The sequence below is a fragment of the Streptomyces sp. NPDC029216 genome (assembly GCF_040648015.1).
Lineage (GTDB): Bacteria > Actinomycetota > Actinomycetes > Streptomycetales > Streptomycetaceae > Streptomyces.
Map to the genome: position 1 here is coordinate 1 of NZ_JBEZWL010000021.1, position 26,747 is coordinate 26,747.

At 71.4% G+C, this 26,747-nt stretch carries 25 protein-coding genes, 1 tRNA gene and 1 pseudogene; 18 read left to right on the forward strand and 9 right to left on the reverse strand.

Going from position 1 to position 26,747, the window contains the following annotated elements:
* Nucleotides 1-102: 102 nt before the first annotated feature.
* Together AB0F18_RS11155 and AB0F18_RS11160 are read right to left on the reverse strand one after the other, a co-directional pair.
* The gene (locus tag AB0F18_RS11155) at nucleotides 103-573 is read right to left on the reverse strand and encodes a hypothetical protein (RefSeq protein ID WP_362057607.1); all 471 of its coding nucleotides are present in this window, start codon (nucleotides 571-573) and stop codon (nucleotides 103-105) included.
* A gap of 129 nt (nucleotides 574-702) precedes the next feature.
* A complete protein-coding gene (locus tag AB0F18_RS11160; protein WP_362057610.1) occupies nucleotides 703-1,716 on the reverse strand; it encodes a DUF2254 family protein in 1,014 nt (337 codons plus the stop codon).
* A 163-nt stretch (nucleotides 1,717-1,879) separates the two neighbouring features.
* On the opposite strand from AB0F18_RS11160, the gene AB0F18_RS11165 reads away from it, so the two are divergent.
* Both AB0F18_RS11165 and AB0F18_RS11170 read left to right on the forward strand, forming a co-directional pair.
* On the forward strand, nucleotides 1,880-3,577 hold the full coding sequence (locus tag AB0F18_RS11165) for a glycoside hydrolase family 71 protein (protein WP_362057613.1): 1,698 nt from the start codon (nucleotides 1,880-1,882) through the stop codon (nucleotides 3,575-3,577).
* Between the two features lie 167 nt (nucleotides 3,578-3,744).
* Nucleotides 3,745-4,887: an aminotransferase class V-fold PLP-dependent enzyme gene (locus AB0F18_RS11170; RefSeq protein ID WP_362057616.1), complete on the forward strand. Its 1,143-nt coding sequence runs from the start codon at nucleotides 3,745-3,747 to the stop codon at nucleotides 4,885-4,887.
* Nucleotides 4,888-4,900: 13 nt separating this feature from the next.
* Here the strand turns inward: AB0F18_RS11170 and cobF are convergent, their stop codons facing one another.
* On the reverse strand, nucleotides 4,901-5,653 hold the full coding sequence (cobF, locus tag AB0F18_RS11175; RefSeq protein ID WP_362057619.1) for a precorrin-6A synthase (deacetylating): 753 nt from the start codon (nucleotides 5,651-5,653) through the stop codon (nucleotides 4,901-4,903).
* An 18-nt stretch (nucleotides 5,654-5,671) separates the two neighbouring features.
* Here cobF and AB0F18_RS11180 point away from each other — a divergent pair, with 18 nt between their 5' ends.
* Genes AB0F18_RS11180 through AB0F18_RS11195 form a run of 4 tightly spaced genes read left to right on the forward strand, consistent with a single transcriptional unit; the run spans nucleotide 5,672 to nucleotide 8,985 of the window.
* Nucleotides 5,672-6,427, forward strand: coding sequence for a (Fe-S)-binding protein (locus AB0F18_RS11180; protein WP_362057622.1), 756 nt, complete (start codon nucleotides 5,672-5,674; stop codon nucleotides 6,425-6,427).
* Nucleotides 6,424-7,929, forward strand: a complete 1,506-nt coding sequence (locus tag AB0F18_RS11185; protein ID WP_362057625.1) for a lactate utilization protein B — start codon at nucleotides 6,424-6,426, stop codon at nucleotides 7,927-7,929. The genes AB0F18_RS11180 and AB0F18_RS11185 overlap by 4 nt, the downstream gene beginning before the upstream one ends.
* Complete coding sequence (locus AB0F18_RS11190; RefSeq protein ID WP_362057628.1) at nucleotides 7,926-8,585, forward strand: LUD domain-containing protein; 660 nt, start codon at nucleotides 7,926-7,928, stop codon at nucleotides 8,583-8,585. Before AB0F18_RS11185 ends, AB0F18_RS11190 begins: the two co-directional genes overlap by 4 nt.
* Nucleotides 8,586-8,589: 4 nt before the next feature.
* Nucleotides 8,590-8,985 (forward strand): VOC family protein, encoded by a 396-nt coding sequence (locus AB0F18_RS11195; RefSeq protein ID WP_362057631.1) that lies wholly within the window; start codon nucleotides 8,590-8,592, stop codon nucleotides 8,983-8,985.
* Here AB0F18_RS11195 and AB0F18_RS11200 read toward each other — a convergent pair.
* The gene (locus tag AB0F18_RS11200) at nucleotides 8,982-9,461 is read right to left on the reverse strand and encodes a DUF309 domain-containing protein (RefSeq protein ID WP_362057634.1); all 480 of its coding nucleotides are present in this window, start codon (nucleotides 9,459-9,461) and stop codon (nucleotides 8,982-8,984) included. The genes AB0F18_RS11195 and AB0F18_RS11200 overlap by 4 nt on opposite strands.
* A gap of 117 nt (nucleotides 9,462-9,578) precedes the next feature.
* Here AB0F18_RS11200 and AB0F18_RS11205 point away from each other — a divergent pair.
* Nucleotides 9,579-9,652: transfer RNA gene (locus tag AB0F18_RS11205), tRNA-Pro, on the forward strand.
* A 31-nt stretch (nucleotides 9,653-9,683) separates the two neighbouring features.
* Here AB0F18_RS11205 and AB0F18_RS11210 read toward each other — a convergent pair.
* Both AB0F18_RS11210 and AB0F18_RS11215 read right to left on the reverse strand, forming a co-directional pair.
* Complete coding sequence (locus AB0F18_RS11210) at nucleotides 9,684-10,139, reverse strand: tyrosine-type recombinase/integrase (protein WP_362057794.1); 456 nt, start codon at nucleotides 10,137-10,139, stop codon at nucleotides 9,684-9,686.
* Nucleotides 10,073-10,630, reverse strand: a complete 558-nt coding sequence (locus AB0F18_RS11215) for a hypothetical protein (RefSeq protein ID WP_362057637.1) — start codon at nucleotides 10,628-10,630, stop codon at nucleotides 10,073-10,075. Before AB0F18_RS11215 ends, AB0F18_RS11210 begins: the two co-directional genes overlap by 67 nt.
* Before the next feature lie 905 nt (nucleotides 10,631-11,535).
* Between AB0F18_RS11215 and AB0F18_RS11220 the strand changes: the two genes are divergently transcribed.
* The 5 genes from AB0F18_RS11220 to AB0F18_RS11240 all read left to right on the forward strand — a co-directional run bounded on the left by AB0F18_RS11220 (nucleotide 11,536) and on the right by AB0F18_RS11240 (nucleotide 16,848).
* Complete coding sequence (locus tag AB0F18_RS11220) at nucleotides 11,536-11,985, forward strand: hypothetical protein (RefSeq protein ID WP_362057640.1); 450 nt, start codon at nucleotides 11,536-11,538, stop codon at nucleotides 11,983-11,985.
* 57 nt (nucleotides 11,986-12,042) lie between these two features.
* Nucleotides 12,043-13,635, forward strand: coding sequence for a GMC family oxidoreductase N-terminal domain-containing protein (locus tag AB0F18_RS11225; protein ID WP_362057642.1), 1,593 nt, complete (start codon nucleotides 12,043-12,045; stop codon nucleotides 13,633-13,635).
* A gap of 107 nt (nucleotides 13,636-13,742) precedes the next feature.
* Complete coding sequence (locus AB0F18_RS11230) at nucleotides 13,743-14,561, forward strand: inositol monophosphatase family protein (protein WP_362057645.1); 819 nt, start codon at nucleotides 13,743-13,745, stop codon at nucleotides 14,559-14,561.
* Between the two features lie 44 nt (nucleotides 14,562-14,605).
* Complete coding sequence (locus AB0F18_RS11235; RefSeq protein WP_362057648.1) at nucleotides 14,606-15,202, forward strand: NAD(P)-binding domain-containing protein; 597 nt, start codon at nucleotides 14,606-14,608, stop codon at nucleotides 15,200-15,202.
* Between the two features lie 659 nt (nucleotides 15,203-15,861).
* Nucleotides 15,862-16,848, forward strand: a complete 987-nt coding sequence (locus AB0F18_RS11240; protein WP_362057650.1) for a helix-turn-helix domain-containing protein — start codon at nucleotides 15,862-15,864, stop codon at nucleotides 16,846-16,848.
* 688 nt (nucleotides 16,849-17,536) lie between these two features.
* On the opposite strand, the pseudogene AB0F18_RS11245 reads toward AB0F18_RS11240, so the two are convergent.
* Nucleotides 17,537-18,588, reverse strand: a pseudogene (locus tag AB0F18_RS11245) (SpoIIE family protein phosphatase).
* 419 nt (nucleotides 18,589-19,007) lie between these two features.
* On the opposite strand from AB0F18_RS11245, the gene AB0F18_RS11250 reads away from it, so the two are divergent.
* The 4 genes from AB0F18_RS11250 (at nucleotide 19,008) to AB0F18_RS11265 (ending at nucleotide 22,830) form a co-directional block, all read left to right on the forward strand.
* Complete coding sequence (locus tag AB0F18_RS11250; protein WP_362057653.1) at nucleotides 19,008-19,616, forward strand: hypothetical protein; 609 nt, start codon at nucleotides 19,008-19,010, stop codon at nucleotides 19,614-19,616.
* 13 nt (nucleotides 19,617-19,629) lie between these two features.
* The gene (locus tag AB0F18_RS11255; RefSeq protein ID WP_362057656.1) at nucleotides 19,630-20,970 is read left to right on the forward strand and encodes a peroxidase; all 1,341 of its coding nucleotides are present in this window, start codon (nucleotides 19,630-19,632) and stop codon (nucleotides 20,968-20,970) included.
* A 24-nt stretch (nucleotides 20,971-20,994) separates the two neighbouring features.
* Entirely contained in the window at nucleotides 20,995-22,083 is a 1,089-nt protein-coding gene (locus tag AB0F18_RS11260; protein ID WP_184930222.1) for a catalase family protein, read from the forward strand.
* Nucleotides 22,084-22,182: 99 nt separating this feature from the next.
* Complete coding sequence (locus AB0F18_RS11265; protein WP_116157425.1) at nucleotides 22,183-22,830, forward strand: TetR family transcriptional regulator; 648 nt, start codon at nucleotides 22,183-22,185, stop codon at nucleotides 22,828-22,830.
* A 298-nt stretch (nucleotides 22,831-23,128) separates the two neighbouring features.
* Here AB0F18_RS11265 and AB0F18_RS11270 read toward each other — a convergent pair whose 3' ends face one another.
* Nucleotides 23,129-24,742 carry an MFS transporter gene (locus AB0F18_RS11270; protein WP_362057659.1) on the reverse strand — a complete coding sequence of 538 codons (1,614 nt, stop codon included), beginning with the start codon at nucleotides 24,740-24,742 and terminating at the stop codon, nucleotides 23,129-23,131.
* A 480-nt stretch (nucleotides 24,743-25,222) separates the two neighbouring features.
* Here AB0F18_RS11270 and AB0F18_RS11275 point away from each other — a divergent pair, with 480 nt between their 5' ends.
* Nucleotides 25,223-25,588: a DUF2993 domain-containing protein gene (locus AB0F18_RS11275; protein ID WP_362057662.1), complete on the forward strand. Its 366-nt coding sequence runs from the start codon at nucleotides 25,223-25,225 to the stop codon at nucleotides 25,586-25,588.
* Nucleotides 25,563-25,847, forward strand: a complete 285-nt coding sequence (locus AB0F18_RS11280) for a hypothetical protein (protein ID WP_362057665.1) — start codon at nucleotides 25,563-25,565, stop codon at nucleotides 25,845-25,847. Before AB0F18_RS11275 ends, AB0F18_RS11280 begins: the two co-directional genes overlap by 26 nt.
* Before the next feature lie 169 nt (nucleotides 25,848-26,016).
* Here AB0F18_RS11280 and AB0F18_RS11285 read toward each other — a convergent pair whose 3' ends face one another.
* Nucleotides 26,017-26,652 (reverse strand): TetR/AcrR family transcriptional regulator, encoded by a 636-nt coding sequence (locus AB0F18_RS11285; RefSeq protein WP_362057668.1) that lies wholly within the window; start codon nucleotides 26,650-26,652, stop codon nucleotides 26,017-26,019.
* Between the last annotated feature and the right edge of the window lie 95 nt (nucleotides 26,653-26,747).

Below are 26,747 nucleotides of genomic sequence, written 5' to 3' on the forward strand. Positions count from 1 at the left end.
TGGGCTCGCCTGATGTTGGCCTGCCGCCCCGGACGCCCGGTGGTACGGGACCGCCCGGGCCGGCCCCCCGCCGGCCGGGGCGGACCCGTACCCGGTCCCGGATCAGAGGCGGTGGACGCGTCCCTCGCCCACCGCCAGCGGGTACCGGCCCGCCGCCAGGAGGCGCAGGCCGGGTGCCACCGCGAGCAGCCGCCGCAGCCAGGCCAGTGCCTCGGGGGAGAGCCGGTCGCTGTCGTCCAGGACCAGCAGCATGTCCCGTTCGGCGAGCCAGGACGCGGCGTTCGCCGTCCCGCAGGGCAGGAAGGGCATACCGGGCAGGCAGCCCAGCGAGGCCACGAGGTCGCGCACCCCGCCGTCCCCCGTGGGGGTGACCACCGCCGCGCCGTCGCAGAAGTTCGACGAGATCCGCCGCGCGATGTCCCGGACCAGCAGGCTCCGGGGTTCGCGGAAGCGGCCCGTGACCGTCAGCACCCGGCCCCGCCGTACGGCGGTCAGCAGCACCGACAGCTCGGTGGAGGTGGCCGGCAGTGTCCCGGCCGCCCCGTCCGATCGTGCGGGTCTGGAGTCCCCCATCATCACGATGCCCCCCATTGCATGCGTGACCGGTGCGGCGGGTGGGTCGAATTTCGGGCCGCGTGTCGACGATTATGCGCCAATTGGCACGCATGACCAGGGGAATGTCGTATTCCGTGGCCGTGCGGTTCAGCCGATGCCCTGCCGGTCGGGCTGGAGGGCGAACGCCGCGCGCTGCGGGCTCGCCGACGTGGTGTGGACGGCCTCTTCGAGGAGGTCCCGGTGGCGGCGCACGGGCTCGCGCCGGTCCGGCGGGGCCAGCCGCTCCAGGGCCGCCTGGAGGTCCGCGTCGGACGGCGGCGGCCCGCCCGCGACCCGGAACAGCGGGGTGTGCGGCACGAGGTAGTCCCCGATGCGGGGGACGAGGTACAGCACGAGCCCGTCCCGCCCGGCGAGCGCCACCAGCCGCGGCACGTCCACGGCCTGGAGCACGCCCGGCCGCCAGACGTGCGCGACCGGCGTGCCGCCGCCCGCGTCCGCGTGCTGCCCCGCGGGCCCCCCGTCGCCCTCGCGGGCGGGCCCGGCGCTGTCCCGGATCAGCCGCAGGCTCTCCTGGCACACCCGGTCCATGACGTACGTGACCCTCATCAGCCGGATGGTGGAGTGCACGTAGACGACGAACAGCACGAGGCTCAGCAGCAGGAAGCCCATCGCGAGCGAAGCACCCAGGTAGGGCACGACGGCGTCGCCGTCGTCGCTCGACGAGGAGTACTCCTTCTGCACGCGCAGGGTGTAGAGGAACGTGCAGAGGAAGGTGCCCAGGGTCAGCTTCGTGACCCGGCTCTCCACGTAGATGCGCAGCACCCGCGGCGAGAACTGGCCCGCCGCCATCTGGAGCGCGACCAGGGTGATCGAGAAGACCACGCCGATGAACGTCAGCATCGCCGAGCTGACCGCGGCCACCGCCGTTTTGGCCGCCGACCCGAAGTCCGCGGCGGTGCGCAGGAACCACAGGTCGGAGAGGTCCGTGCCGGACCAGCGGGCGTCGAGGTCGTGGATGAAGGCATCGGCCTGCACCACGACCGTGGCCAGCACCCAGCCGATCAGCAGGCCCGCGAACGGCACGAACAGGAAGGAGTTGCGCATGCGTTTGCGCAGCCTCGGGAACAACCCCCGACTGCGCCGCACCACGGTCATCGGCATGCACGCCAAATTAGCCCCGGCAAAGCGGTCTTCGTAGTTCCTGTGGTCCCCGTGACGTACGTGCCGCGGCCCGGCTCCCGGGGGAACGGTTGTCCGCACCGCGGACATCGGCTCTACTGCTGTGCGGGCCCCGGCGGGGCACGTTCCAGGGAGGGGCTCGACGATGACAGCGGACCGGCGGACCGACGGGCGCGCGCACAGACCCTCCTCGCACCGGCGCCGCCCGCGCCTGCGCGGGACCCGGGTGTTACTGACGCTGCTGCTCTCCGTCTTCCTCCTCGTCGGCGTCTGCGCCGCCTCCGGCATCGCCTGGGACCCCTTCGCGGCCGGCGCCGACGCCACCCCGGCGGCCGCCCCCGGGACCGCCGCGCCCCGGCCCACCGGCCCGGCCGCCGCCCCCGCCGCCACACCGTCCGCCAGGCAGGGCCAGGACCGGGGCGGGGACGCCGCGCCCCCCGCCCCCCGCGGACAGGCCGACACCGGGGGCGCGCGCCCCGCCGGAGCCCTCCCCTTCGACCTGCCCGACCCGGCCGTGCTGCGCTCCGGCGACGCCGGCCGGAAGCTGGTGTTCGCGCACTACTTCACCCCGTACCCGCTCTCCCTGGACAACGCGAGCGCCGACGCCGACTACTACACCCGCAACTACCTCGACCCCGGCGGCGAGAGCGGCAAGCACCAGCGCTACGGCGGCCTGCTGCGCGACCGCCCCCTGCCCGTCCCGCCGAAGGACGGCGACTGGGAGGACGCCAACCTCCGGCAGGAGGTGCGCACCGCGCGCGGCGCGGGCATCGACGGCTTCAGCCTCGACCTGCTCTCCCTCTCCGGGAAGAACTGGGAACGGGCCGGACGGCTGATGAGCGCGGCCCACTCCGTGGACCCCGCCTTCAAGATCATGCTGATGCCGGACATGACCGCGCTGGACACCGACGACCCCGCGGTGCTCGCCGGAGCCGTCGCCACCCTCGCCGCGTCCCCCGCCGCCCACCGGCTCGGCGACGGCCGCCTCGTCCTGTCGCCGTTCAAGGCGGAGCAGAAGGACCCCGCCTGGTGGACCAGGGTCATCGACACCCTCCGGACCCGGCACGGCATCCGGACGGCCTTCGTCCCGCTCTTCCTCGACCTCGACGCCCACAGCGAGGCCTTCGCGCCGATCAGTTACGGGTTCTCCGAGTGGGGCAGCCGCAGCTACGCCGGCCAGGACGGCGCCACCGCCGACGTCCGGCGGGCCCACGCCGTGGGCAGGATCTGGATGCAGCCGGTGTCCGTCCAGGACGCCCGTCCCAACCAGGGGATCTACGACGAGGCCGGCAACACCGCGACCCTGCGCTCCACTTGGACCCACGCCATCGACGACGGCGCCGACTGGGTCCAGCTGACCACCTGGAACGACTACTCCGAGGGCAGCCAGTTCGCACCGTCCCTGCACAACGGGTACGCCTACCTGGACCTCACCTCCTACTACCTGACCCGCTTCAAGACCGGCCGCTGGCCGGACGTCGTCCGCGACACCCTCTACCTCACCGGCCGCACCCAGTTCGCCGACGCCGGCCCGACGGGCGCCCAGTCCCTGGTGATGTCCCTGCGCAAGGGCAGCGCCGCCGCCCGGGACACGGTGGAGGTGCTCAGCTTCCTGACCCGGCCCGGGACCGTCCGCACCGCCGTCGGCCGGACCACGGGGGAGTACGGGGCCCCGGCCGGCGTCCACTCCGAACTGCTCCCGCTGCAGCCGGGCACCAGCTCGGCCCGGCTGGTGCGCGACGGCAAGGCCACGGCGGAGGTGGAACTGCCGTACCCGGTGGACCGGAAGGTGCCGGTCCAGGACCTCCAGTACTACGCGGCGACGAGCGGCCGGGCGGGGTAGGGACGGCGTCCGGGCGGGGCACACCTGCCGAAACCGGGCGCGGCCGGCCTCCGGGCAGGCCAATCCCGCCCAGGCGGCCCTTTCCCTCCGCCCCGGCCGGCCGCATCCTGCCGGAGCCGGGCCCACGAGGCCCGCCCCGCCCGCCCGTCCCCGACCCGGAGGCATCCGTGACCGAACCGACCGCCCCCTCCGCCTTCCCCGGCGGCCCCGACCTCTTCCGGCTGGACCCGGCCGTCTCGCACCTCAACCACGGCTCGTACGGGGCGGTCCCGCTGCCCGTCCAGGAGGCCCAGGAGACCTTCCGCACCCAGGCGCACGCCGACCCCGACACCTTCTTCAACGGGGTCTCCGACCGGCTCGCCGCCGCCCGGGCCCGGATCGCGGCGCGCCTGGGAGCCGACCCGGACGGCCTCTCCTTCATCTCCAACGCCACCGAGGGCGCCAACCTCGCCCTCGACGCCATCCCCCTCGCCGAAGGCGACGAGGTCCTCGTCACCGACCACGGCTACGGCACCGTCGTGGACGCCGCCGCCCGCCGGGCGAAGGTCACCACCGTGGCCCTGGACCCCCGCCTGCCCGACGAGGACGCCGTACGGGAGGCCGTGCTGGCCGGGGTCACCCCCCGCACCAAGGTGGCCCTGCTCGACCACGTCAGCTCGCCCACCGCCCGCCTCATCGCCGGCCCCCGGCTGCTGGCCGACCTCGCCGCGCGCGGGATCACCACCGTCGTCGACGGCGCCCACACCCCCGGCATGCTGGCCGAGCCGATCGCCGCCGGCGCCGACTTCTGGTTCGGGAACCTGCACAAATGGGGGTACGCCCCCTCCGGCAGCGCCCTGCTCGCCGTGGCCCCCGCGCACCGCGCCCGGGTCCGCTCCCTCAGCCCGTCCTGGGAGGACCACCAGGGCTTCCCGCGCTCCGTCGAGTACCGCGCCACCTTCGACTACACCGGCTGGCTCGCCGCCCCCGAGGGCCTCGACCTCCTGGAGCGGCTCGGCGCCGACCGGGTCCGGGCCCACAACAGCGCGCTGGCCGGCTACGGGGCCGAACTGCTCGCCCGGATCCCCGGCCTGACCCTGCTGCCGCACACCCCCGGCCTGGCCCTGCGCTCCCTGCTGCTGCCGCCCGGCGTCGCCGAGACCCGGGAGGCGGCCACGGCACTGCGCGAGGAACTCGCGGCGAAGGCCCGTATCCGGGTCCTGGTCTGGCCCCGGCAGGGCGGCGGCGGGCTGCGCGTCTGCGGGCAGGTCTACAACCGGCCCGAGGAGTACGAGCGCCTCGCCGCCGCCCTGCCCGCCTTCCTGCGGTGAGCCGCCCGCGGCCTCAGGCCCGCCGCAGCAGATAGGTGTCCATGATCCAGCCCTTGCGGGCCCGGGCCTCGGTCCGCAGCTCCTCGATGCGGTCCGACACCTCCGCCAGCTTCCCCGACACCAGGATCTCGTCCGGGGTGCCCACGTACGCGCCCCAGTAGATGAACAGGTCCTGGTCCAGGTGGGCGGTGAACGCGTGCCGCGCGTCCAACATCACCACCACGTCGTCCACGTCCTGCGGCCAGCCCTCCGCGAGCCGGCGCCCGGTGGTGATCTGGACCGGGCGCCCGACCCGGTTCAGGTTGGTGCGGTGCCGCGCCAGCAGCGCCGACACGCTGCTGATGCCGGGCACCACCTCGTGCTCGAACGCCACCCGGCCGCGCTCCAGCACCTCGTCGAGGATCGCGAGCGTGGAGTCGTACAGGGAGGGGTCGCCCCACACCAGGAACGCGCCCGTCTCACCCTCCGCCAGGTCCTCGGCGATGAACCGCTCGAAGATCTCGGCCCGGGCGCTGCGCCAGCCGTCCACGGTCGGCGCGTAGTCGGCCGGGGTCCGGTCCCGGTCCGGGTCCCGGCCCTCCACCAGGCGGTGGCCGGGGCGGGCGTGCGCCTCCAGCATCGTGCGCCGCAACCCCGTCAGGTCCGCCTTCTCCTCCCCCTTCTCCAGGATGAGGAATGCGTCCGCCGCACCGATCGCCTTGACCGCCTGGAGGGTCAGGTGGTCCGGGTCGCCCGCGCCTATACCGATCACTGAGAACTTCTTCACCGGGCTATTGTGCCCACCATGCGCGTCGCCCTGTTCGTCACCTGCGTCAACGACGCCCTCTACCCGCGTACGGGCATCGCCGTCGTCCGGATCCTGGAGCGCCTCGGCGTCGACGTGGACTTCCCCGCGGCCCAGAGCTGCTGCGGCCAGCCGCAGTACAACACCGGCTACCGCCGCGAGGCCGAACCGCTGCTGCGCCGCACCGCCGGGGCCTTCGCCGGCTACGACCACGTGGTCACCCCCTCCGGCTCCTGCGCCGCGATGATCCGCGCGCACTACCCGCGCATCGCCCGCCAGGCCTCCCACGAAGGGCGGGGGAGCGCACTGGAGAGGCTCGCGGAAGACCTCGTACCGCGCGTGTACGAGCTCACCGAGTTCCTCGTGGACGTGCTCGGCGTGACCGACGTGGGCGCCTACTTCCCCCACACCGTCACCTACCACCCCTCCTGCCACGGCCTGCGCACCCTCGGGCTCGGCGAACGCCCCAGGCGGCTGCTGGCCGCCGTCAAGGGCCTCGAACTCGTCGAGCTGCCCGGCGCCGAGGAGTGCTGCGGCTTCGGCGGCACGTTCGCCCTCAAGAACCCGGACGTGTCCGCCGCGATGGGCGCCGACAAGGCCGCCGCCGCCCGGGCGACGGGCGCCGAGGTGCTGTGCGGGGCCGACAACTCCTGCCTCGCCCACCTCGACGGCACCCTCCGCCGCGCCGGCGCCCCGCTGCGCACCCTGCACCTCGCCGAGATCCTGGCATCGACCGAGGAGGACCCGCTGCGATGACGCGCACGCACCTGGGCATGCCCGCCTTCCCTCCCTCCGCACCGTTCCCGTCCTTCCCGGCCTTCCCCGACGCGGCCCGGGAGGCCGTACGGGACGAGGTCCTGCGCGCCAACCTCCGCCGCGCCACCCACACCATCCGCGACAAACGGGCCCGTGCCGTCACCGAACTCGCCGACTGGGACCGGCTGCGCGCGGCCGGCCGGGCCGTCAAGGACCACACCCTCCGCCACCTCGACCACTACCTCCTCCAGCTGGAGGCCGCCGTCACCGCGGCAGGCGGCACCGTGCACTGGGCGGCCGACGCCGACGAGGCCAACAGCATCGTCACCGCCCTGGTCCAGGCCACCGGCGCACGCGAGGTCGTCAAGGTCAAATCGATGGCCACGCAGGAGATCGGCCTCAACGAGGCCCTGGAGGCCGCCGGGATCGCCGCGTACGAGACCGACCTCGCCGAGCTCATCGTCCAGCTCGGCCACGACCGCCCCTCGCACATCCTCGTCCCCGCCATCCACCGCAACCGCGACGAGATCCGCGACGTCTTCCGCTCCGAGATGGGCGCCTGGGGCCGCCCGGCCCCCGAGGACCTCGGCGACGACCCGCGCGAACTCGCCGAAGCCGCCCGCCTGCACCTGCGCGAGAAGTTCCTGCGCGCCGAAGTCGCCATTTCCGGCGCCAACTTCATGGTCGCCGAGACCGGCACGATGGTCGTCCTCGAATCGGAGGGCAACGGCCGGATGTGCCTGACCCTCCCCGACACCCTGATCTCGGTCGTCGGCATCGAGAAGGTCGTGCCCACCTTCCGCGACCTGGAGATCTTCCTCCAGACCCTGCCGCGCTCCTCCACGGCCGAGCGGATGAACCCGTACACCACCATGTGGACCGGCACCGTCGACGGCGACGGCCCCTCCGCCTTCCACCTCGTCCTCCTCGACAACGGCCGCACCGACACCCTCGCCGACGAGACCGGCCGCCAGGCCCTGCGCTGCATCCGCTGCTCCGCCTGCCTGAACGTCTGCCCCGTCTACGAACGCGCCGGCGGCCACGCCTACGGCTCCGTCTACCCCGGCCCCATCGGCGCCGTCCTCAGCCCCCAACTGCGCGGCACCGAAAGCGCGATCGACGCCAGCCTGCCCTACGCCTCCACCCTGTGCGGGGCCTGCTACGAGGTCTGCCCCGTCGCCATCGACATCCCCGAGGTCCTGGTCCACCTGCGCGAACGCGTGGCCCAGGGCGGACCCGTGACCCGCGCCGGGGTCCGCGTACGCCTGCGCCCCGCGCACGGCCACACCGCCGAGCGGGCCGCCCTGCGCGCCGCCCGGCTGCTCCTGGACCATCCGGGTGCGCTGCGCGCCGGCGAACGCCTGCTGGCCCGCGCCCGCCGCCTGCGCCCGCGCCGCCTCCCGGGCCCGGGACGGGCCTGGACCGACAGCCGCGAACTGCCCGACATCCCCGCGGAGTCCTTCCGCGACTGGTGGCTCAGAGAAAGGGGGACCCGAGCATGAGCACCAAGGACCGCATCCTGTCCCGCATCCGCCGTGCCACCACCCCGACGACGCCCGCCCCGCCCGCGCCCGCCTCGGACGCCCTGGCCGCCGTCCCCCGCGACTACCTCCGCGTCCACGGCACCCGCACCCCCGCCGAGACGGCCGACCTCCTCGCCGGCCACCTCGCCGAGTACCGGGCGAAGGTCCACCGCACGGACGAGGCCGGCCTCCCGCCGCTCCTGGCGCGGCTCCTCTCCGCCTCCCGCACGGTCCTCGTCCCGCCCGCCCTGCCCCCGCACTGGCTGGCGTCCACCACCGCGACCCGCATCCCCGACCGGCCGGAATCCACCCCCCACGAGCTCGACGGGGTCGACAGCGCGGTCACCGGCTGCGCCCTGGCCATCGCCGAGACCGGCACGATCGTCCTCGACGGCGGCCCCGACCAGGGCCGGCGCCGCATCACCCTGATCCCGGACCACCACATCTGCGTGGTCCGCGTCCCCGACCAGGTCGTGGAGTCCGTCCCGCAGGCCCTCGAACGCCTCGACCCGACCCGCCCGCTGACGTGGATCTCCGGCCCCTCGGCCACCAGCGACATCGAACTCGACCGCGTCGAGGGCGTCCACGGCCCCCGCACCCTGGACGTGGTCCTCCTCGACACACCCGCACAATGAGGGCATGCCATCCCACATCGCCCTCACCGCCCTCGTGGTCCGTGACTACGACGAGGCCATCGACTTCTACACCCGCGCCCTCGGCTTCGAACTCGCCGAGGACACCCCCCGCCCCGACGGCTCCCGCTGGGTCGTCGTCCGCCCGCCCGGCGCCCGGGAGTCCGCCCTGCTCCTGGCCCGAGCCAAGGACGACGCCCAGCGCTCCCGCGTCGGCGACCAGACCGGCGGCCGGGTCGGCTTCTTCCTCTACACCGCCGACTTCGCGGCCGACCACGCCCGCATGACCGCGGAGGGCGTCCGCTTCCTGGAGGAGCCCCGCCACGAGCCGTACGGCTCCGTCGCCGTCTTCGAGGACCTCTACGGAAACCGCTGGGACCTCCTCCAGCCGGCCGCCGGCTAGACCGGACCGGCCAGCCGGGGAGCCTCGGCCGCCGCGTCGATCCGCTCCCCGGCCTCCACCCGTCCGGCCAGCTCCCGGGCCCACCCGACCAGCCCGGCCACCTCGATCCCGTACGCGTTCCCGTGCCCGGCCAGGGCCCCGGCCCCGCGCCGCAGCAACCGCGCCCCGCCGACGGAGTTCCCCCGCGCGGCGTGCGTCAGCCCCACGGCGAGCTGCGCGAGCCCCCGCCACAGGCCGGCATCGGCCTCCGGCCCGGACTTCCAGGCGTCCTCGAACACCTCGTGGGCGTGGAACGGCATCCCGGCGTCCAGCAGCCGCTGCGCCTCCGCCACCGTCTCCCCGGGCGACCGCACGACCCCCTCGGGCTGCCGCGCCACCCCGTCGGCCCCGTACGGCAACGGCCGCCCGAGCCCGTCCCGCGGCCGCGCACTCCGCGCCCGCCCCGCCCCGTCCCGATCCCGCTCCCGACCATCCACCCGGCCATCCTCCCCCGCCCCGCTCACCCGTGCACACGCACCCCTCAACGTGCGGTAATGTTCTGCATGTGCCCGGCGCGAGGGGAAACCCCAGGTCGCAGGGGGCGCACGGTACAACGGGACGTGGCGCAGCTTGGTAGCGCACTTGACTGGGGGTCAAGGGGTCGCAGGTTCAAATCCTGTCGTCCCGACTCTGCTTTTCGCAGGTCGGAGGCCGTTCTCTCACAAATGAGAGGACGGCCTTTTCCGTGCCCGGAATGCTGGTGGTCGCAGTGTGGTCGCACGCCCGCTTCGGGGCTGGTTCGCCATGGTGCTGAACGCGGTCGGGGCGGGGGAGCGGAGCCGGTTGAGGGCTTCGCGGAGGTGCCGGATGTGGTCGCGTGGTGGTCGCAGCCACGCCGCGCGGCCTGTCCACGTCCTGGTCTTCTCGGCTTTGGTCAGCGTGTGGTCGATGGTGTCGACGGCTTCGCGGGCGGCTTGTTGGGTGAGGTGGCTGTAGATGTTGGCGGTGGTCGACAGGGTGGAGTGCCGCAGGGTCTTCGAGACCACGGTGAGCGGGACGCCGGCGGTGATGGTGATCGTGGCGGCCAGGTGCCGCAGGTCGTGAACCGTCACCCGTGGCACGCCGGCTTCTTGGGACAGCTGCCGGAGCCGGTCGAGGACGGTGTGGGGCCGCAGCGGCTGGCCGTCGGGTCTGCAGAAGACGAGTCCGGACTACGGGTCGCTGTGGGCGTGGGCCCTTGATCGGGCCCGGTGTTGGAGGGCGGTGGCGACGCGGGGTGAGATGGCGACCCAGTTCTTGCTGGTACGGGTCTTCGGGCTGGTGATGACGAGAACTCGAACAGGTCGGCCATCTCCGTGTCGGCCTGGTGGCAGTGCTGGAGGAAGCGGACGGCCTCGGCCGCGGTCCAGATCTGGCGCTCCGGGGACGGTGGCCGGTGAAGTGCCGGGGGACTGGCGGGGTTGTGGGCGAGGCGATGCTGGCGAACCGCGTCACCGAGAGCACTGGAGAGGGTGGCCAGGCAGCGGTAGAGAGTGGTTTTGCCGCGGCCTGCGGCGAGCTCGCTGGTGACGAAGGCAGAGATGTGCCGGTGGGCGAGCTGGTCGAGCTTGAGGGTGCCGAATGCGGGGATGAGGTCGTTGCGTACGTAGTCGCGGTACCGGGCCATCGTCGTCGGCTTCAGCGCGAGGGCTTTCGCGGTCAGCCAGGCGTTTCAGGTAGGTGGCGACCGTCTGGTTCGGGTCCGCGTCGAACCCGCCAGCCTCTCCCTCAAGGAATCGGCGCAGGGCCTGTTCGGCCGCATCCTGGCTGGCGAAGCCGCCCCGGCGCACGGTTGTCCGGCGACGGGCTGGGGGTGGGGACATCGATGGCGAAGCTCCAGGTTCCGTGGTCGCTGTCGGTGCGCAGGCGGTGGCAGTGCGTGCCGATCTGGCGTCGGAAGGCGTCTCTGCAGCCGCAGCGGCGGTAGATGCGGCCGCGGTCGGCGGTGGTGCGCATGGCAATTCGCCTCCAGGAGGAGGGGAAGGGTCTGGCACCTTCAGCCTGCGACCACACGCGACCACCACGCCCGTCGGATGCAATGGTGACCTGCGGGTTTCCCTTGTCTGGGCGCTCCGGAGACCGCCAGCAGATTCTTCGTCTGCTGGTGGTACGGGAGGCACACCCATGCTGACCAGCGGAAACGCCAGTTGATGCGCCCCCTTGGTCTGGGCTGGTCCGGAGCTGGTCCGGATCTTTGCCCGGGCGCTCCTGGCGTGGGGTGGGCCGGGAAGTTCTGGGAATGATCGCTGGGAGGCTTCCGTCGTCCGCCGCGCGGACAACCGCGCGGCGGACCATCGTCTCGTACCAGCCGGAGCCCCACCACTCGCCGATCGACTCGGTGTGGGAGCCGTGCAGGAGAGCAGGCGGAGGGTGGCTTCCGGGCCGAGGTTCTCGTCGACCTGCTGCCAGAGGTCGATCTCCCGGTGGACGGACGTGAGGATCCGCACCCATCCCCGATGCCACGGGCCCGCCGTGGCCGGAACTGCGGCCGCCTAACGTCCTTGCTGCCGACCCAGGTTCACGCGGCCGTCGGTGGGAAAGGGCGGCCACCTGTGGCAGGGCAAGAAGTCGGTCGGCGTGTACGAGCAGCCTGACCCAGTGCTGTGTGACGCCGACTGTCTCGCCACACGTATGGCGCTGAGGTTCCGAACGAACGTCGCGGAGGTTCAAGTACGCGCCGTGTCCGTATTCCTAAGATTCGACGGCAGAAGGGAAACCCGGGCCCTTCCAGGACGGGTACACACCAAGGACAAGAAACGCGTGAAACAAGAGAAGTCCAGCCGGAAGGCCGTCATCGCAGGCACCGGCGCCGGCATGGACATCCCCAACGGGGTGATCGGCAATGGCCGGACCGGGCGCTCCCAGGCCCGTCGGATCAAGGTGATCGTTTGCCGCCGGGCCACCTCGGTGTCCGTCAGCACCAGCAGCGCGCGCGGCCTGCCTGCGGACAGCCCCGCTCCACTGGAGCCCGCTCGCTGCTGATCAGCCGGTTCCACGCCTTCTGCGCGCCGAGCTCGGACTTCTCGGCCCCATTAGTTCGTGCAAGCAATCAGCTCTTTGATCGTCGAGGAGCCTTTTCCTGAAACCCGGTGGTCGGACAGTGCTGCCGTGGGAAGCGGAGACATGATGGGCAAGAGTCCTTATGACTATGTCGTGGTGGGAGCGGGGACGGCGGGGTGCGTGATTGCCTCCCGGCTTTCGGAACGCCCGGGCGTGCGGGTGTTGTTGCTGGAGGCGGGAGCCCGGGACGCAACCGAGGCGATGGCATCTCCTTGGGGGTTCCTGGGGTTTGACCCGTCATCCCTCTGGCTGGGCGCCTCGACCGTGCAGGCCGGTACAGGCAGGGCCGCTGACGTGCTGCGCGGTAAGGCGCTCGGCGGATCGTCGAGCATCAACGGCCTCTACCACCTGCGGGGGCACCGGTCCGGTTACGACGAATGGCCCGGCCTCGGTGCTCCGGGCTGGGGTTTCGACGATCTGCTGCCTTATTTCCGCCGCAGCGAGAGCACTCGCAGTCGTGATGCCTCCGTGCGGGGCACGGACGGGCCGGTCGCGGTCGCCCCGGTCCCGGAACCCCATCCCCTGGCCACGGCGGGCGTCGACGCCGCAGCGGAGGCTGGGTTCGCACGCGCCGATGACATCGGCAGCGGGCTGGAGACCGGGTTCGGGTGGAGTGACATGAATCTGCCCGGCGGCGCCCGCCAGAGCGCGGCCGACGCCTACATCCGTCCGTTCCTCGACCGGCCGAACCTGGACGTCGTCACGGACGCGACCGTGCAGCGGCTGCGCACCACCGCGGGCCGCTGCACCGGTGTCGAGTACACCATCGGTGGGGAGCACCTGTCCATCGACAGCGCCGAGGTCATATTGACCGCGGGAGCCATCGGTTCCGCGCACCTCCTGATGCTGTCAGGGATCGGCCCGGCCCAACACCTTGAGGAACACGGTATCGACGTCGTCGCCGACCTGCCGGGAGTGGGATCCCATCTGCAGGACCATCCGATGGCGGGCGTGGTGTACGAGGCCGACCAGCCCGTACCGTTCGTTCCTGCCAACCCGCCGGCCGAAATGATGGGCCTGCTGTTCAGCGATCCCGCCGCGGCCCGGCCGGACCTTCAGGTCTACATCGTCGCCGCACCGCTCCCGTCGGCTTGGGGCCAGCCGCCGGCCAACGGCTACTCCATAGCCTTCTCCGCGATGGCTCCGCACAGCAGCGGCACCGTGCGCCTGGCGGACGCCCATCCCGCCAGTGTTCCCGTCGTCGACCCGGGCTACCTGAGCGACGACCGTGACCTGGAGGTCATGCGCAAGGGCCTGGCAGTGGCACGCCGCATCGGCGAGGCCGACGCGTTCGCCGACTGGCGCAAGCAGGAAGCGGTGCCGGGCTCCGGGACGAGCGGCGAATCTGTGGACGAGTTCATTCGCAAGGCCACCGGCCCCTACTTCCACTTCACCGGCACCTGCCGCATGGGAACCGACGCCGATGCCGTCGTCGACCCTGCGAACCTTCGCGTGCACGGAATAGCCGGACTGCGTGTCGCAGATGCCTCGGTGATGCCGTCCATCCCCTCGGCCAACACCAACGCGACCGTTTACGCCATCGCCGAACGGGCCGCCGAACTGATCGACTGAGCCTTCTTCCGCGCCCACGGCGCTTCCACAACGCGCTTCATCCCCCCGTCGTCCGTCGAACGCGACCCCGACCGGCCTCATCACCCTCCTCAGACAGGAGCACCACCATGTCCGAAACGCTTCAGACCACTGACGTCGTCACCTCCGACGCCGACCTGCTCGACCGCACCGCGACCGCCGTGCGCGCCGCCGGTGCGGCGCTGCGCGAGCGTTTCGGCGATGTGGTCCGTTACGAGACCCGTGACGAGCTGATGCATGCGCTCGCCGTCAACGACGACACGGCCCTGGACATCCTGCGCCCCTGCCTCACGAGCCTGCGCCCGGAGGCCGGCTGGGTGGAGGACGAGCTGGACGGCGGGGCGCTGCCGCCCGGCGAGTGGTGGGTCGTGGACCCGGCCGAAGGCAACGTCAACCACCTGCACGCGCTGCCGGAGTGGGCGGTGACCGCGACCCTCGTGCGTGAGAACCAGCCGGTGCTCACCGCGGTCCACCTGCCGCTGACCGGCGAGACCTACACCGCGCTCACCGGCGCCGGCGCCTACCTCGACGGCCGGCCGCTGCGCGTCTCCCCGACCGCGGACCTCGGCCTGAGCATCGTGGCCACCAGCCAGGCCCGGCCGGACGAGGACGAGAGGGTCGTACGGCGCGTCGGCTCCTCGATCACCGCGATGCTCTTCGACGCGCTCGTCGTCCGCACCGCCGTGCCCGCGACCCTGCACCTCACGAACGTGGCCGCCGGCCGCATCGACGCCTTCTGGCAGTTCGCCGGCGCCCGAGCGGACCTGCTGCCCGGCGCGCTGCTCGTCACCGAGGCCGGCGGACAGATCTCCGACGCCGAGGGCCGCCCCTGGACCCCGCAGAGCGAGAGCTTCCTGGCCGCCGCGCCCGGCGTCCACGCCGAAGCCGTCGCCACGCTCTCCCGCTGACCCCGCACACCACAACCCGCACCCAACGCAAGGACCAGAACATCATGACCACGATCGCAGTTCTCGGAAACGGCCGCGTCGGCGGCAACCTGGCGAAAGCCCTCACCCTGGCAGGGCACGAGGTGACCGTCGCGGACCGCGCGCCGGGCGCCGCCGCCGATGCCGCCCGGGCGGCCCGGATCGTCATCAACGCCACCCCGGGCGCCGGCTCCCTGGAACGTCTCGCCGCCCTGCGCGAAGAGCTGCACGGCAAGATCCTCGTGGACGTCTCCAACGCCACCGTCGACGGACCGGACGGAATGCCCGCCGCCCTGATCTACCCCGGTTCAAGCCTCGCCGAGCAACTCCAGGCAGCGCTCCCCGAAACGCACGTCGTCAAGACCCTCAACACCATGCTCTTCCCGGTGATGACCGCCCCGGCCACGCTCACCCAGACGCCAACCGCCTTCCTCTCCGGCGAGGAACCGGAGGCCAAGCGGACCGTCCTTGAACTGCTCATCGACCTCGGCTGGCGCAAGGAATGGATCACCGACCTCGGCGGGATCCAGACCGCTCGCGCCACGGAGGCCGCGATACTGTTCGTACCGCACGTCATCCGGTCCATCGGATTCACCCCCTTCGCGATCTCGATCGCCCGCTGACCGTCGAGCCGCGCAACCTGCAGGTGACCGGAGCCGGCACCTGCACGGATGGGTTCCCGGTGGGACACGACCGCGACAGGATGATCTTGGCCGACACGGCTTGGCAGGCCGATCGGCATGGCCCGCAGGCCGGAAGACGCCCGGCTTCGGCAGCGGCTCGGTGAGTGACCTACCGGGGCAACTACGAGGTCGCGCTCACGGTCCGTTCCGTCGACACCGGGGCTGTGCACTACGAACTCGGTGCCTCCGGGGCACCACCTGCCTGGGCGTGGCCGACGCCATCGGCCCACACGGCGAACTGCGCGCCGGCCACTAACCGTTACCTCCGGCGAAAGGTCCGACCGAGGCGGCGAAGACGTCCCCGGCACGAGCCCATGAGGGAGGACCGAGCGCGAGTGCGACCCCTGACGATCAGGCTGCGACCTGATCGTCAGGGGTCGCGTCGTTCATCTCGCCGAATCAGAAACATCAGCTCTGCCTCCCGGCCGCTGCAATGCGAGCCGTCTGTAGGAAGATTGGCACGGTGTCCACATGGGTCATGGCGGCGTCCTGCGGAACACGACCACCACAGGACGGCGTTGAAGCAATGAAGACGAGAGGATCGCAGAGGGATGCACGGTACTGGAGCGGAGGTCGACGGCGCGCGCGGGGTGTTCGCTGTGGACTCGACCGCCCCGGATTCCGCACCGCGGGGACTCGACGTTTTCCGGCGCGGGTGGCAGACGCAGGTCGGCGACGATGTCTTCCAACTGCCGGCCTTCAGCCCGGACACGATCGGTGACTTCCGGGTCAAGGGCAAGGTTGCCAAGGTGCATGGCGCGGCGATCGCCGATCTCCACGCCGCGTCGGCAACCCGGACCGCGGACGTCCCGGGCGGCGATCAGGATCTGGTTGCCATGTATGTCGTGCGGAGCGGCGCATGGACTCTGGGCGGCCCGTCCGGCTACGGCGACCAGACCGTGTCGGCCGGGCAGTTCCTCGTCCGGCACCTCGGGCGCCTGACGGCCTTCGAGACGACGGCGCACCTCACGGCGAAGTTCCTCGTCCTGCCCCCCGGCGAGCTCAAACCCCTGCTCGGGAACCGGGTCGTCACCGGGCCGGCGGACTCGGCCGAGGTGCGCTTGCTGACGGCCCTTGCAGACATGATCCACATGACCGTGGCCGACCTCGGCCCGGCCGGTGTGGCAGCTGCCCAAGGTACCCTGATCGAGCTGACCAAGGCGGTGGTGAAGGGCCGGTTCGACGACGTAGAGCCCCGATTGGCTCCGGCGCTCACCCAGGCGGCCAAGGACCTCGCGGACCGTCGGCTCGCTGATCCCGAACTTTCTCCGGCGATGCTTGCGCGTGAACTCAACGTCTCAGTCCGCACGCTGCACCGGGCATTCGCCGTGGTGGGAGAGCAGGTGAGCACCTACATCCGCCACCGGCGACTGCATGAGGCCCGGCTCGCCCTTGTCTCGCCGTCAGGGCGCCTGAGCATTTCGGAACTCGCCGCACACTGGCAGTTCGCGGACGGCAGTCACTTCACCCGAGCCTTCAAGAAGCACTACGGTCAGACTCCCACCGAGTGCGCCCGCTCGACCGGACCGGCCTCGCTCTCGTCGAACCGGCACCCGCCGGGCCACGGGTCGGCCGATAGCGCGTGACCAGAGGTACGGCTGCAGTTCAGCGGATGCCGCCGACTCGTGTCCCAAGCAAGGCAGCGGGGCGCTGTGGGCGGCCTGGGCACCGGCTGGAGGCTCGACGACCTGCACCGCACGCGACCCGCCGACAACGAGGGCCGGGATGACGTGCCCGAACCGTCACGGCTTCGCCTGTGACTCCGACGGCTATCGCGTCACGGCTGCCAAGGGCAGCACGGTGCTCCGCACCTCGTCCTGGGACGTCAACGGAGCCCTGCCCACCATCGGCGCCGAGTACGACGGCAGAGGCCTTGAGTATCGCCACCTGGGGCCGCGTCATCAGAGGAAGGGCGCAGTCATGAACCCCGCCCAGCACGGAGCGGCGTTCGCAGCCGAGACCGCCTGCGTTATGGGCGTTACGTGCCATATCTTGACGCGTATTCGACGCACGTGACGCACGTTTGACGCACGGACGGCACGGTTTCTGATGGGTCGTCATGCGCGATTGGTGACCGCCGGGCGGAGCCCTCGATTGGGTGGCGGTGGGCAGCTTGCAGTGGCCGGGGCGCTGACTGCCGAGCTGTTGACTGCCGCTGCCTATCCGCCTCTCGATAGTGACGTTCCGTGACGCGAGGTTCGCGTGCTCGTGAGGGGGCGTCCGCTGGGTCAACCGCTCCCGATCCGGTGGCGGCGAGGTCCTCGGGCTTTTCGTCTACAGGCGGATCACGATGAGGGCGGTGTCGTCGGTGAGGTCGGCCGCAGGGATGAGGCGGGTCAGAAGTGTGTCGGCGAGCTGGTCCGGGTCCGCGGCGCTGTGTTCGGGGCGGGCGCCGAGCAGTGGGTCGCTGGCCTGGTCGAGGTAGGTGACGGTGTCATCGGGGAGCCGGAGCACGGGTGGGGTGGCCGGCGCTGCTGTAGATGAGGGTGCGGGCGTTCCAGCCGACGAGGACGCAGGCGGCGGTGGTGGATACGGCGCCGTCGACGGAGCGGGCGTACAGGCTGAGAACCTCCAGGGCCTGGGCGGGGTCGTCGGAGACTCGGGAGGCGGCGGACACGGTGCGCTGCCGAGCTGGCCCATGACGCCGGCCGCGACGGCCGTGCGGCAGCCCTCAGGCAGGTCGACGAGGGCGTACCAGTCGCTGCACACGTTCAGGCTCCCACCGCTGGCCGGTGGCACACCGCGGCCCGGTGGTGGCCGAGCGGCGGGGCGCGGGCAGCATCGCCTCCTGCAGGTGGAGGGCGACCTCTCCCTCCCGGGCGTGGGCTTGACGCAGGCGCTCGTTGACCTCTTGCAACTTCCGGGCGCGGGTGTAGAGCTCGCTCGGCGCGCGGTCCGCCGCGGTCGGCCGCCGCGGGCGCGGATGAGTTCGGCGACCGCTTCGACCCGGTGCAGCAGCAGAGCCACGGTGCCGTCAGGAGCGACCGGGCTCCAGTACGGCTCGTCCCACACCCCGGGCCGGTCGGGGTACCCCACGTCGTAGTCTGCACGGCCATGGTGTCGGGCTCGCCGGTGTCCGCGACTGGCGCAGTGAGGCATACAGGTTGCGCATACCGGTCGCGGCGGGTCGTTCGGGTTGTGGGGGAAGACGTCGAACAGGTACCGGCCGATCAGCTGCTCACGGGGCCGGCCCGACATCGACAAGAACGCCTCGTGGCATCCGCGTACGCCAGATCGCGGAGTGCAGCCGCTCCCGGCAGCGCGTGGAACGATTTCTCGCTGGAAGGGGCCGGGCCGGTCTGAAGGCTGCTTGGTGCTGCTGGCATGGATGCCGCATGTGGATGTCGTCGTGACGCCGCGCGTGGAGCGGGAGCGAGTCGAAGTCGGTGCGGAGGTGCTGGTCGGAGAAGCGCCTTGCTCGGGTTGTCGACGTGCGTGAACGAGGGGAAGGTGGCTGGAGCGGGCTGTCGCGCCGCGGCTGCTCGGGCCTCCCTGCGCAAGAGCGGTGGCTGCGGTGGAAGGCGCCAAGGAGACGTCGCCGGTAGGGATCCGGCGGCATGCCTCAGATCGGGTGTCGTGCGTTGACAGGCGGGACTGCCTGTCTGATGCTTTAATCAGTTCTGCTGAGATGGTCAGTGGGTGTGGGTGGGCACCTTCGGATGCCGCCGTGGCATCCCTTACCTGGCCGAATGGGAAATTCTGCGCCGGCTGACAGCGTGGGCGCTCGATCCCGAGGAGAAGTGCCATGGGTGAAAAGGATCTGCAGGACAGGTTCCAGAAGCTGCCTGAGGCCGTCCGGGAGAAGGTCGACTCGGCGCTGGCGGACGCGAAGATCGCGCTGAAGTTGCGTATCGCCGAGCTTCTGGCCGACAAGGAGGAGATGGCCGAGCACGCCGTCACCACTGCCGGCCGGATCGGCGCGAAGAGCGGCGAGGTGTCCGAGCTGACGACCATCCTGCCGCTGAAGCCGGACGGCGCGAAGCAGCTGCGGAAGTTCTTCAAGCTGGTCGGCGGGAACCTGGCGGGCGCAGGTCAGGTCGGCACGCTGCACAACATGCGGTTCGTGTTCCTGGAGAACGACACGAAGCTGCTGTTCGCAACTGCCTTCGACGGCGAGTGGGACCCCTACATCGACGACTTCGCCACCAAGATCCCCGACTTCATGGACTACCTGTTCAGCAACGTCGAGGGATGGCCCGGTATCACCTCGCCGGACGTGAAGGAGTTCATCGTCAAGCACCAGCTCCCGGCGGAGGCGTGGTACGTCGCGCACCCCGACCTCACTGTTGCGGAGGCCGGTCGGCTCAAGCGGCAGGAGGCCGCCGTGCAGCGGTTCCTGTCCGACCTCAACTGACGGCAGGCGCGCCATGCCTTCTCCGCTGTTCCGGCGTCTGCGCCGCCCGCCCACGCTGGATCTCGACGACATCCAGGCGACCTTGCTGCGGGCCCGACCCGAGCCCTACTTCGGTACCCACGCGATCCTGGAGATCACTGACGCTGCAGGGGGCAGGGAGCTGCTGCGTCGGCTGGCCCCGAGGGTGACCTCGGCGGCCCGCTGGGACGAGCCGCAGGCGTCCTGGCTGGCTCTCGCCCTCAGCTACCAGGGGCTGGTGGCGCTCGGCGTACCGCAGGAGTCACTGGCCTCCTTCCCCGCCAACTTCCGTGCCGGGATGGCCGCCCGCGCCGAGCGGCTGCGGGACACCGGCGTGAACGCCCCGGAGCGCTGGGAGTTCCCGTTCGGCACCCCGCGCGTGCACATCGCCGTCACGGTCTACGCCGCGAGCGAGAGCGACTGGCGCACAGAAGTCGCCGCCTATGAGGAGGAGTTGGGCGAAGTCCCGGGGGTGCGGCTGCTGTCGCACCAGGACTTCGCGGCCGATGGGTTCAACGTCTTCGGATACCGGGACGGCTTCAGCCAGCCGGTGATCGAGGGCAGCGGCGCCGAACCGCTGCCCGGCGACGGCCGTCCTATCAAAGCAGGAGAGTTCCTGCTCGGCTACCCGAGCGAGACGGGTGTACCGCTGCCCGTGCCGGCCCCGGACGTCCTGGGCCGCAACGGTACGTACGTCGTCTTCCGTAAGTACCACTCCCACGTCGCCGCCTTCAACAAGTGGCTGCACGACAACGCCGGCACCGAAGCCGAACGCGAACTGCTGGCCGCCAAGCTCGTCGGGCGTTGGCGCAGTGGCGCACCGCTGGCCCTGGCCCCGGAGCGCGACGACCTGGCCATCGGTGAGGATCCGAACCGGATCAACGACTTCGACTACTCCGCCGATCCACGCGGTCTGCGGACTCCTCTGGGTTCCCACATCCGCCGGATGAACCCGCGCGACACGAAACTGACGGTTCTCACCGACCTCAACATCCGCCGGATCATCCGGCGGGGCACCTCCTACGGCACCCCGCTGCCCCCGGACCGGTTGAAGGACGACGGCAAGCCGCGTGGCCTGGACTTCATCGCTCTCGGCGCACGCGCGATCGACAACGTCGAATTCCTGCAGAGCGAATGGGTCGGCTCCGGCAATTTCATGGGCCTGGGCAAGGAGAAGGACCCGATGATCTCGCTCCAGGACAAGGGCGCCTACTTCACGGTGCCCGGCACCCCGCCCCGCAGGGTGCAGAACATCCAGTCCTTCAACACCCTGCTCGGCGGCGAGTACTTCTTCATGCCCGGCCTGTCCGCCATCCGCTGGCTCAGCGGCATCTGACCCGAACCCTTCGCGGAGGCACTCATGACCTCGTACGTCTCCTACCGCCCCGACCTGGAACAGCCGTTTCCGAACGAGGAGGAGCTGATCCGCCAGGTCGTCGAGGCCATGGGCAAGGCCAACCAGCAGGTCGCCGACAAACACCGGCACGGCCTGCGCGACGCCCACGCCAAGAGTCACGGCGTCCTCGCCGGCGAACTGCGCGTCCAGCCCAACCTGCCCGCCCACCTCGCTCAGGGCCTCTTCGCCGAACCGGCCACCTACCCGGTGATCGTCCGCTTCTCCTCCGCCCCCGGCGACCTGCGCTCCGACCAGGTGCCCGTGCAGCGCGGCATCGCGATCAAGGTGATCGGCGCACCCGGACCCCGCGCCATCGACGACGGCTTCACCACCCAGGACTTCCTCCTGGTCAACCACCCCACGCTGCCCTTCGGCAACATCGCCGAGTACGCCAAGCTCCAGGACCTGCTGGAGAAGCAGCCCCGCCAGAGCGACCAGCAGCTCCAGCTCACCGGCGCGGCCGCCCGCGTGGCCGCCAAGGCCCTCACCCGCTCCGGACGCCCGCTCCCGCCGACCGTCGAGACCCTGGCCGCCGCCAACGATCACATCCTCGGCGAGACCTTCCACTCCATGGCCGCGCTGCGCTACGGCGACCATGTCGCGAAGATCTCCGCCGCGCCCCGCTCGGCGAACGTGAGAGCCCTCACCGGCAGCCGCGTCCACAAGAAGGCCGGCGAGTCGGCGCTGCGCGACCTCGTCGTCGACTTCTTCGCGCACGACAGCGCCGAGTACGACATCCGCGCCCAGCTGTGCACGGACGTCGAACGGATGCCCGTGGAGGACGCCTCGGTCCTGTGGCCCGAGGAACTGTCCCCGCACGAGACCGTGGCGGTGCTGCACCTGCCCGCGCAGGACGCCTACAGCGACGCCCGCCGCCGTTACGCGGACGACGTCCTGTCCTTCAGCCCCTGGCACGCCCTGGAGGCCCACCGTCCCCTGGGTTCCATCATGCGGTCGCGCCGCGCCGCCTATCCCGCCTCCAGCGACTTCCGCCACCGTGTCAACGGCATCGAGCCCGAGGAGCCGTCCGACATCAAGGAGCTTCCCGCCTGATCAGGCAGGCCGGCTCTGGATACGGCCGCGGATCGTGCAGCGGCTCGCGTGCCAGAATGGTGGTGCCCGTTTCCGTCCGGACTCTTCGAGGTTCCTTCCGTGCCCCAGCCCGTCGGCCGCGTGCCGCAGCGACGCAACGCACGGTCCAACCGGGCACGCATCCTGGCCACCGCTCGCCAGGAGCTCGGGCGAAACCCCGACACCACCCTGGAGGAGCTGGCGCGCGCCTCCGGTGTCGTCAGGCGAACGCTCTTCGGGCACTTCCCCGGACGTGCCGCGCTCCTGGAGGCGCTGGCCGAGGAGGCCGCCGAGGCTCTTCAGGGCGCCGTGGCAGGCGCGGCGGAGGCGACGGAGCCGGCCGAGCGGGCGCTCGCGCGCTTCTCGTTGGCGATGTGGCCGGTGGGAGACCGGTACCGGATGCTCCTGGCGCTCGCCCAGCGGGATCTCGGCGTCGAAAGGGTCGCCGAGATCCTCGAACCCGCCCGTGTCAGGGCGACGGCCGTCGTGGAGCGGGGCCAGCGGGACGGAGTCTTCCACTCTCATCTGCCGCCCGCGGTGCTCAGCGCCGCTCTGGAGGCGATGGCGCTCGCCCTGCTGGAAGAGGTCAACACCGGGGCTCTGGAGGACGACGGCACCCGGGTGGCCGTCACCACGCTCATCGCGGCCGGCGTGCCGGAGGAGCGGGCGGGCGTTGTTGTAGAAGAGGTGGCGGCCTCGGTCGCCCCGGAGGCCGGCGGCGACGGCTGAGCCGCGGCCCGGCCGCCGGCGCGGAAGTGCGAGCGGACCCGGTGCCGAGGCGCTGCCTCCGGGCGACTTCCTGCCTGGTGCACCCCCCTCCGTCGCACCGGGAAGTCCCAGCCGGGGGCCACTCGGTTCTTCCCGGTCGGCACCCTGGACGCACGCAGCAAGAGGAGGGTGTCGGCTGTCCCTTCCGGCACCGTCCGGGGCCGTGCACCGCTCAGGTACGGCCCGTCCTTGGTGGAGGAGGCCGGAACGCTGTCCGGCCTCCGGTCGGCGGCCATGAGCCGCGGTCATGCCGTGGGGTTCAGGCGGCGCCTACGGTCTCGGTCTGCCTCGCCGTCCCGTCCGTCTGCTCCTGACGGTGCTTCGCGACGCGCTTGCGGCCGGGCAGGACGGCGATGACGATCAGCGTGCCGGCGGCCATGATGATGCCGCCGATGAGGCTGGTGTGGGCGATGGAGTGGGCGAAGGACTCGTGCACCGCGCCGAGCAGGGCCTGGGCCTGTTGGGCGCCGCCCTGGGGGTTCAGGGCGACCTGTTCGGCGACCGCGATGCCGCCGCCCACCGAGTCCTTGGCGGTGTCCATCGCGGCGGCCGGGAGGTGGCCGCCGACGAGCTCGGTCAGCTTGTCCTTGTAGGACGTGGCCAGCAGTGAGCCGAGGACGGCGATGCCCAGGGCGCAGCCGAGCTCCAGCGCGGTGTCGTTGGCGCCGCCGCCGACGCCGAGCTCCGATTCGGGGAAGGCGCCCATGATGGTGTCGGTGGCCGGGGACAGGCTCAGCCCGATGGCGAAGCCGAGCAGGAGCAGGGGCGCCAGGAAGTCGGTGTACGTCGAGCCCGACTCGATCTGGGTGAGCAGGAAGACGCCTGCCGTGCCGATGGCCATGCCGGTCCCGACCATCAGCTTCACGCCCAGCTTCGGGGCCAGCTTGCCGGTCACCGCGGCACCGACGAAGACGGCTCCGGCGAGCGGCAGCAGTCGTATGCCGGTCTCCAGCGCGTCGTAGCCGAGGACGAACTGCAGGAACTGGGTGGAGTAGTAGATCGAGCCGAAGGTGCCGAAGAAGAAGAACAGCACCGCGAGCATCGAGCCGCTGAAGGGGCGCTCCTTGAACTTCCGCACATTCAGCATGGGGTTGGGGTGGCGCAGCTCCCAGACGATGAAGGCTGCCAGACTCAGGCCGGCGACCACGGCCGCGGTGATCGGGCCGGTGCCCCAGCCGAAGTGCGGGCCTTCGATGGTGGCGTAGACGAGGCTGCCGACCGAGGCGATCGACAGCAGACCGCCGACATAGTCGATGCGGCCCATGCCCTTCGCTTTGGACGGCGGTACCAGTACCAGCGCTCCGACGACGCCGAGGACGGCAATGGGCACGTTCATGAGGAAGGTGGAGCCCCAGGCGTGGTCCTGCAGCAGCCAGCCGGCGGCCACCGGTCCGGCGGCGATGGCGAGGCCGGAGGTGGCGCTCCAGGCCGTGATGGCCTTGGCGCGCTCTGCCCTCGGGAAGATCGCGACCAGCAGGGAGAGGGTGGCCGGCATGACCACGGCGGCGCCGACGCCCATGATCGCGCGCGCGGTGATGACCAGGCCGGTCTCGTCGACCAGGCCGCCCGTCACCGAACCGGCCGCGAAGATCAGCAGGCCCAGGATCAGCGCGCCCCGGCGGCTGTACTTGTCGCCGATCGCTCCCAGTACCAGCATCAGCGCCGCGTACGGGACGGTGTAGCCGTCGATGACCCACTGCAGGTCGCTGCTGGAGAGTCCCAGGTCCTGCGTCAGGTCCGGCGCGGCCACGACCAGCGACGTGTTGGCCATCACGACGATCAGCAGGCTGAGACAGAGCACGAGCAAGGCCCACCAGCGGCGTGGGTAGGGCTCGGTCATCTTCTCGGCGGGTGTGTTGGCAAAGAGCGGCATCGAGGCCTCGGCGGGGGGGGAGAGAGAAAGCGGGAGGCTTCGGGGGAGAGGATCGGCGCGGGCGCGGCTGTCTGCCTGCGAGGCACCGTCGGGCAAGTTAATTGCCCATCCATGTGCAGGTTAGCTAATTGCTCGCTAGTGTGCAACTAGTGAGTCACCTTCCCCGCCGCTGACCGGAGCTCCCGACCTGACCTGCCCGAGGGTGTGGTGTGGCGCACGGTGTCCGGTCACCAACGGCCGACCCGGCCCGCTGAGCCGGGCGCTGGAGGGGCATCCGCTGGGCCTGCTGGAGTGCGTGAACGCCGGGGCCTGGCCCGACGACGGCACCCGCACCGCGACCGCCGCGCTGATCGCGATGGGTGCGGACGGTGACCGAGCCGCGGCCTGCGTCCGAGGGCTCGGCCGGCCCGAGTGCATCGGCGCCTTCGTCTCAGAGACTCACCCCGAGAAGTTCCTGACCGCCTTCTGGAGAGCACTCCCATGTACCAGCCCCAGCCCGATGACGGACGCGTCGGCGAGCCCTACCGTGGCGATTCCTTGTCCACGGGCTTCTCTGCCCCGAGGGGGCGGCTCCTGATCGTCGTCGCCGCTTCTATGGCGGCGTTGCTGACTGGTGGCGTCGCGGTGGACCGGATCGCGGCGGCCCGTGCGGAGAGCCATACGGCCGAGGCGTTCCAGCACGGCATGGGAACCGCGGATCGGCCGTCGGTACGCGTCAGCGGCTTCCCGGTGCTCACCCAGCTGGCGAAGGGCAGCCTCCGGCACATCGACCTGGCCGCCCATGACATACCCGCGAACTGGCTCGATTCGGCCCCTGCCGGTGACGAAGCTGACCGTACGCCTTGACGGGCTGAAGACCTCCGGGAGTGCTGAGGAGGCTCACGCCGACCATGTCGAGGCGACCGCGTTCCTCTCGTACGGTGACGTGTCGGGCGCGCTCGGTGTGCGGATGTCACCAGGTGGCGAAACGGACCGGATCGGTGCGACGGCCGTTCTGCCGGTCGTCGGCGACGTCACCGTGAGCGCGGCCGTCTCGGCGGCAACGGGCAACCGCATCGCCTTCACGGATGTCCGCACCGTCCGGGGCGAGCTGCTCCTCCGCTGAAAACGCTGCTGGACAGAGCCCTGGAAGATCCCATCCCGCTGGAGAGCGTCCCCGAGGGGCTGCACCTGCGATCCGTCACCACCACGCGGGACGGAATCGACGCCGCCTTCACCGGCCGCTCGGTCGCCTTCCGGCAGGGTTCGTCCGCCGCCGGGTAGGAGCGGTCGTCTCAGACGGGGCCGGGGAGGGGGCGCCGGGCGACCTCGTGGGCGTCGTCCGGTGGTACGCCCAGCATGCGCAGGGCCATCTCGGCCAGGTTCACCGCGGCCTCGTCACCGTCCACGTCGGGGCGCGCGAACCTCAGCTCCACCAGGGACAGCAGGGTGCCGCCCAGTGCGGACAGGGCCACAGTCGGGTCGGCCACGGTGAAGCGGCCGGAGGCCGTGCCGACCTCGATGTCACGCAGCGCCCGCCGGGCCAGGCCGTTGTCCGAGTGGATGTGACCGAGGCCGCGACGGCGCAGGATCTGCATCAGTTCAGGGTGGGAGTCGGCCATGCGTGCGCTGAGCCGGAAGCCCGCCGCGACGAGCTCCGCAGGGTCGTCGATCTCCGCCAGGCGCTGGTCGAAGTTCCGACCGTACTCCTCCAGGGCGTCCACCACCGCCGCCTCGAACAGCTCGGCCTTCGACTCGAAGTGGTTGTAGAAGGAGCCGAAGCCCACGTCGGCGCGCTCGGCGATCGCCTGGATGCTGATGCCTGTGTCCCCGCTGTCGGCGAGTATCTGCCGGGCGGCGCGAATGAGCGCGCTACGGGTCTCGGCGCGACGTCGCTCGAATCGGTTGCTGGGCGGGGCTGACGTAGGCATGGGCCAAGTCTAACCGCGCAGGCGATGACGACTGCAGTTCTGATGAATCCATCATTTCCAGCCGGGAACATCTTGACGACGGAACTGTCAAAGTT

Coding starts and splice junctions, on each gene's coding strand:
- AB0F18_RS11155 (WP_362057607.1), bottom strand. CDS start 573: ATGGGGGACTCCAGACCCGCACGATCGGACGGGGCGGCCGGGACACTG.
- AB0F18_RS11160 (WP_362057610.1), bottom strand. CDS start 1,716: ATGCCGATGACCGTGGTGCGGCGCAGTCGGGGGTTGTTCCCGAGGCTG.
- AB0F18_RS11165 (WP_362057613.1), top strand. CDS start 1,880: ATGACAGCGGACCGGCGGACCGACGGGCGCGCGCACAGACCCTCCTCG.
- AB0F18_RS11180 (WP_362057622.1), top strand. CDS start 5,672: ATGCGCGTCGCCCTGTTCGTCACCTGCGTCAACGACGCCCTCTACCCG.
- AB0F18_RS11185 (WP_362057625.1), top strand. CDS start 6,424: ATGACGCGCACGCACCTGGGCATGCCCGCCTTCCCTCCCTCCGCACCG.
- AB0F18_RS11190 (WP_362057628.1), top strand. CDS start 7,926: ATGAGCACCAAGGACCGCATCCTGTCCCGCATCCGCCGTGCCACCACC.
- AB0F18_RS11195 (WP_362057631.1), top strand. CDS start 8,590: ATGCCATCCCACATCGCCCTCACCGCCCTCGTGGTCCGTGACTACGAC.
- AB0F18_RS11215 (WP_362057637.1), bottom strand. CDS start 10,630: ATGGCCCGGTACCGCGACTACGTACGCAACGACCTCATCCCCGCATTC.
- AB0F18_RS11230 (WP_362057645.1), top strand. CDS start 13,743: ATGTCCGAAACGCTTCAGACCACTGACGTCGTCACCTCCGACGCCGAC.
- AB0F18_RS11235 (WP_362057648.1), top strand. CDS start 14,606: ATGACCACGATCGCAGTTCTCGGAAACGGCCGCGTCGGCGGCAACCTG.
- AB0F18_RS11250 (WP_362057653.1), top strand. CDS start 19,008: ATGGGTGAAAAGGATCTGCAGGACAGGTTCCAGAAGCTGCCTGAGGCC.
- AB0F18_RS11255 (WP_362057656.1), top strand. CDS start 19,630: ATGCCTTCTCCGCTGTTCCGGCGTCTGCGCCGCCCGCCCACGCTGGAT.
- AB0F18_RS11260 (WP_184930222.1), top strand. CDS start 20,995: ATGACCTCGTACGTCTCCTACCGCCCCGACCTGGAACAGCCGTTTCCG.
- AB0F18_RS11270 (WP_362057659.1), bottom strand. CDS start 24,742: ATGCCGCTCTTTGCCAACACACCCGCCGAGAAGATGACCGAGCCCTAC.
- AB0F18_RS11275 (WP_362057662.1), top strand. CDS start 25,223: ATGTACCAGCCCCAGCCCGATGACGGACGCGTCGGCGAGCCCTACCGT.
- AB0F18_RS11285 (WP_362057668.1), bottom strand. CDS start 26,652: ATGCCTACGTCAGCCCCGCCCAGCAACCGATTCGAGCGACGTCGCGCC.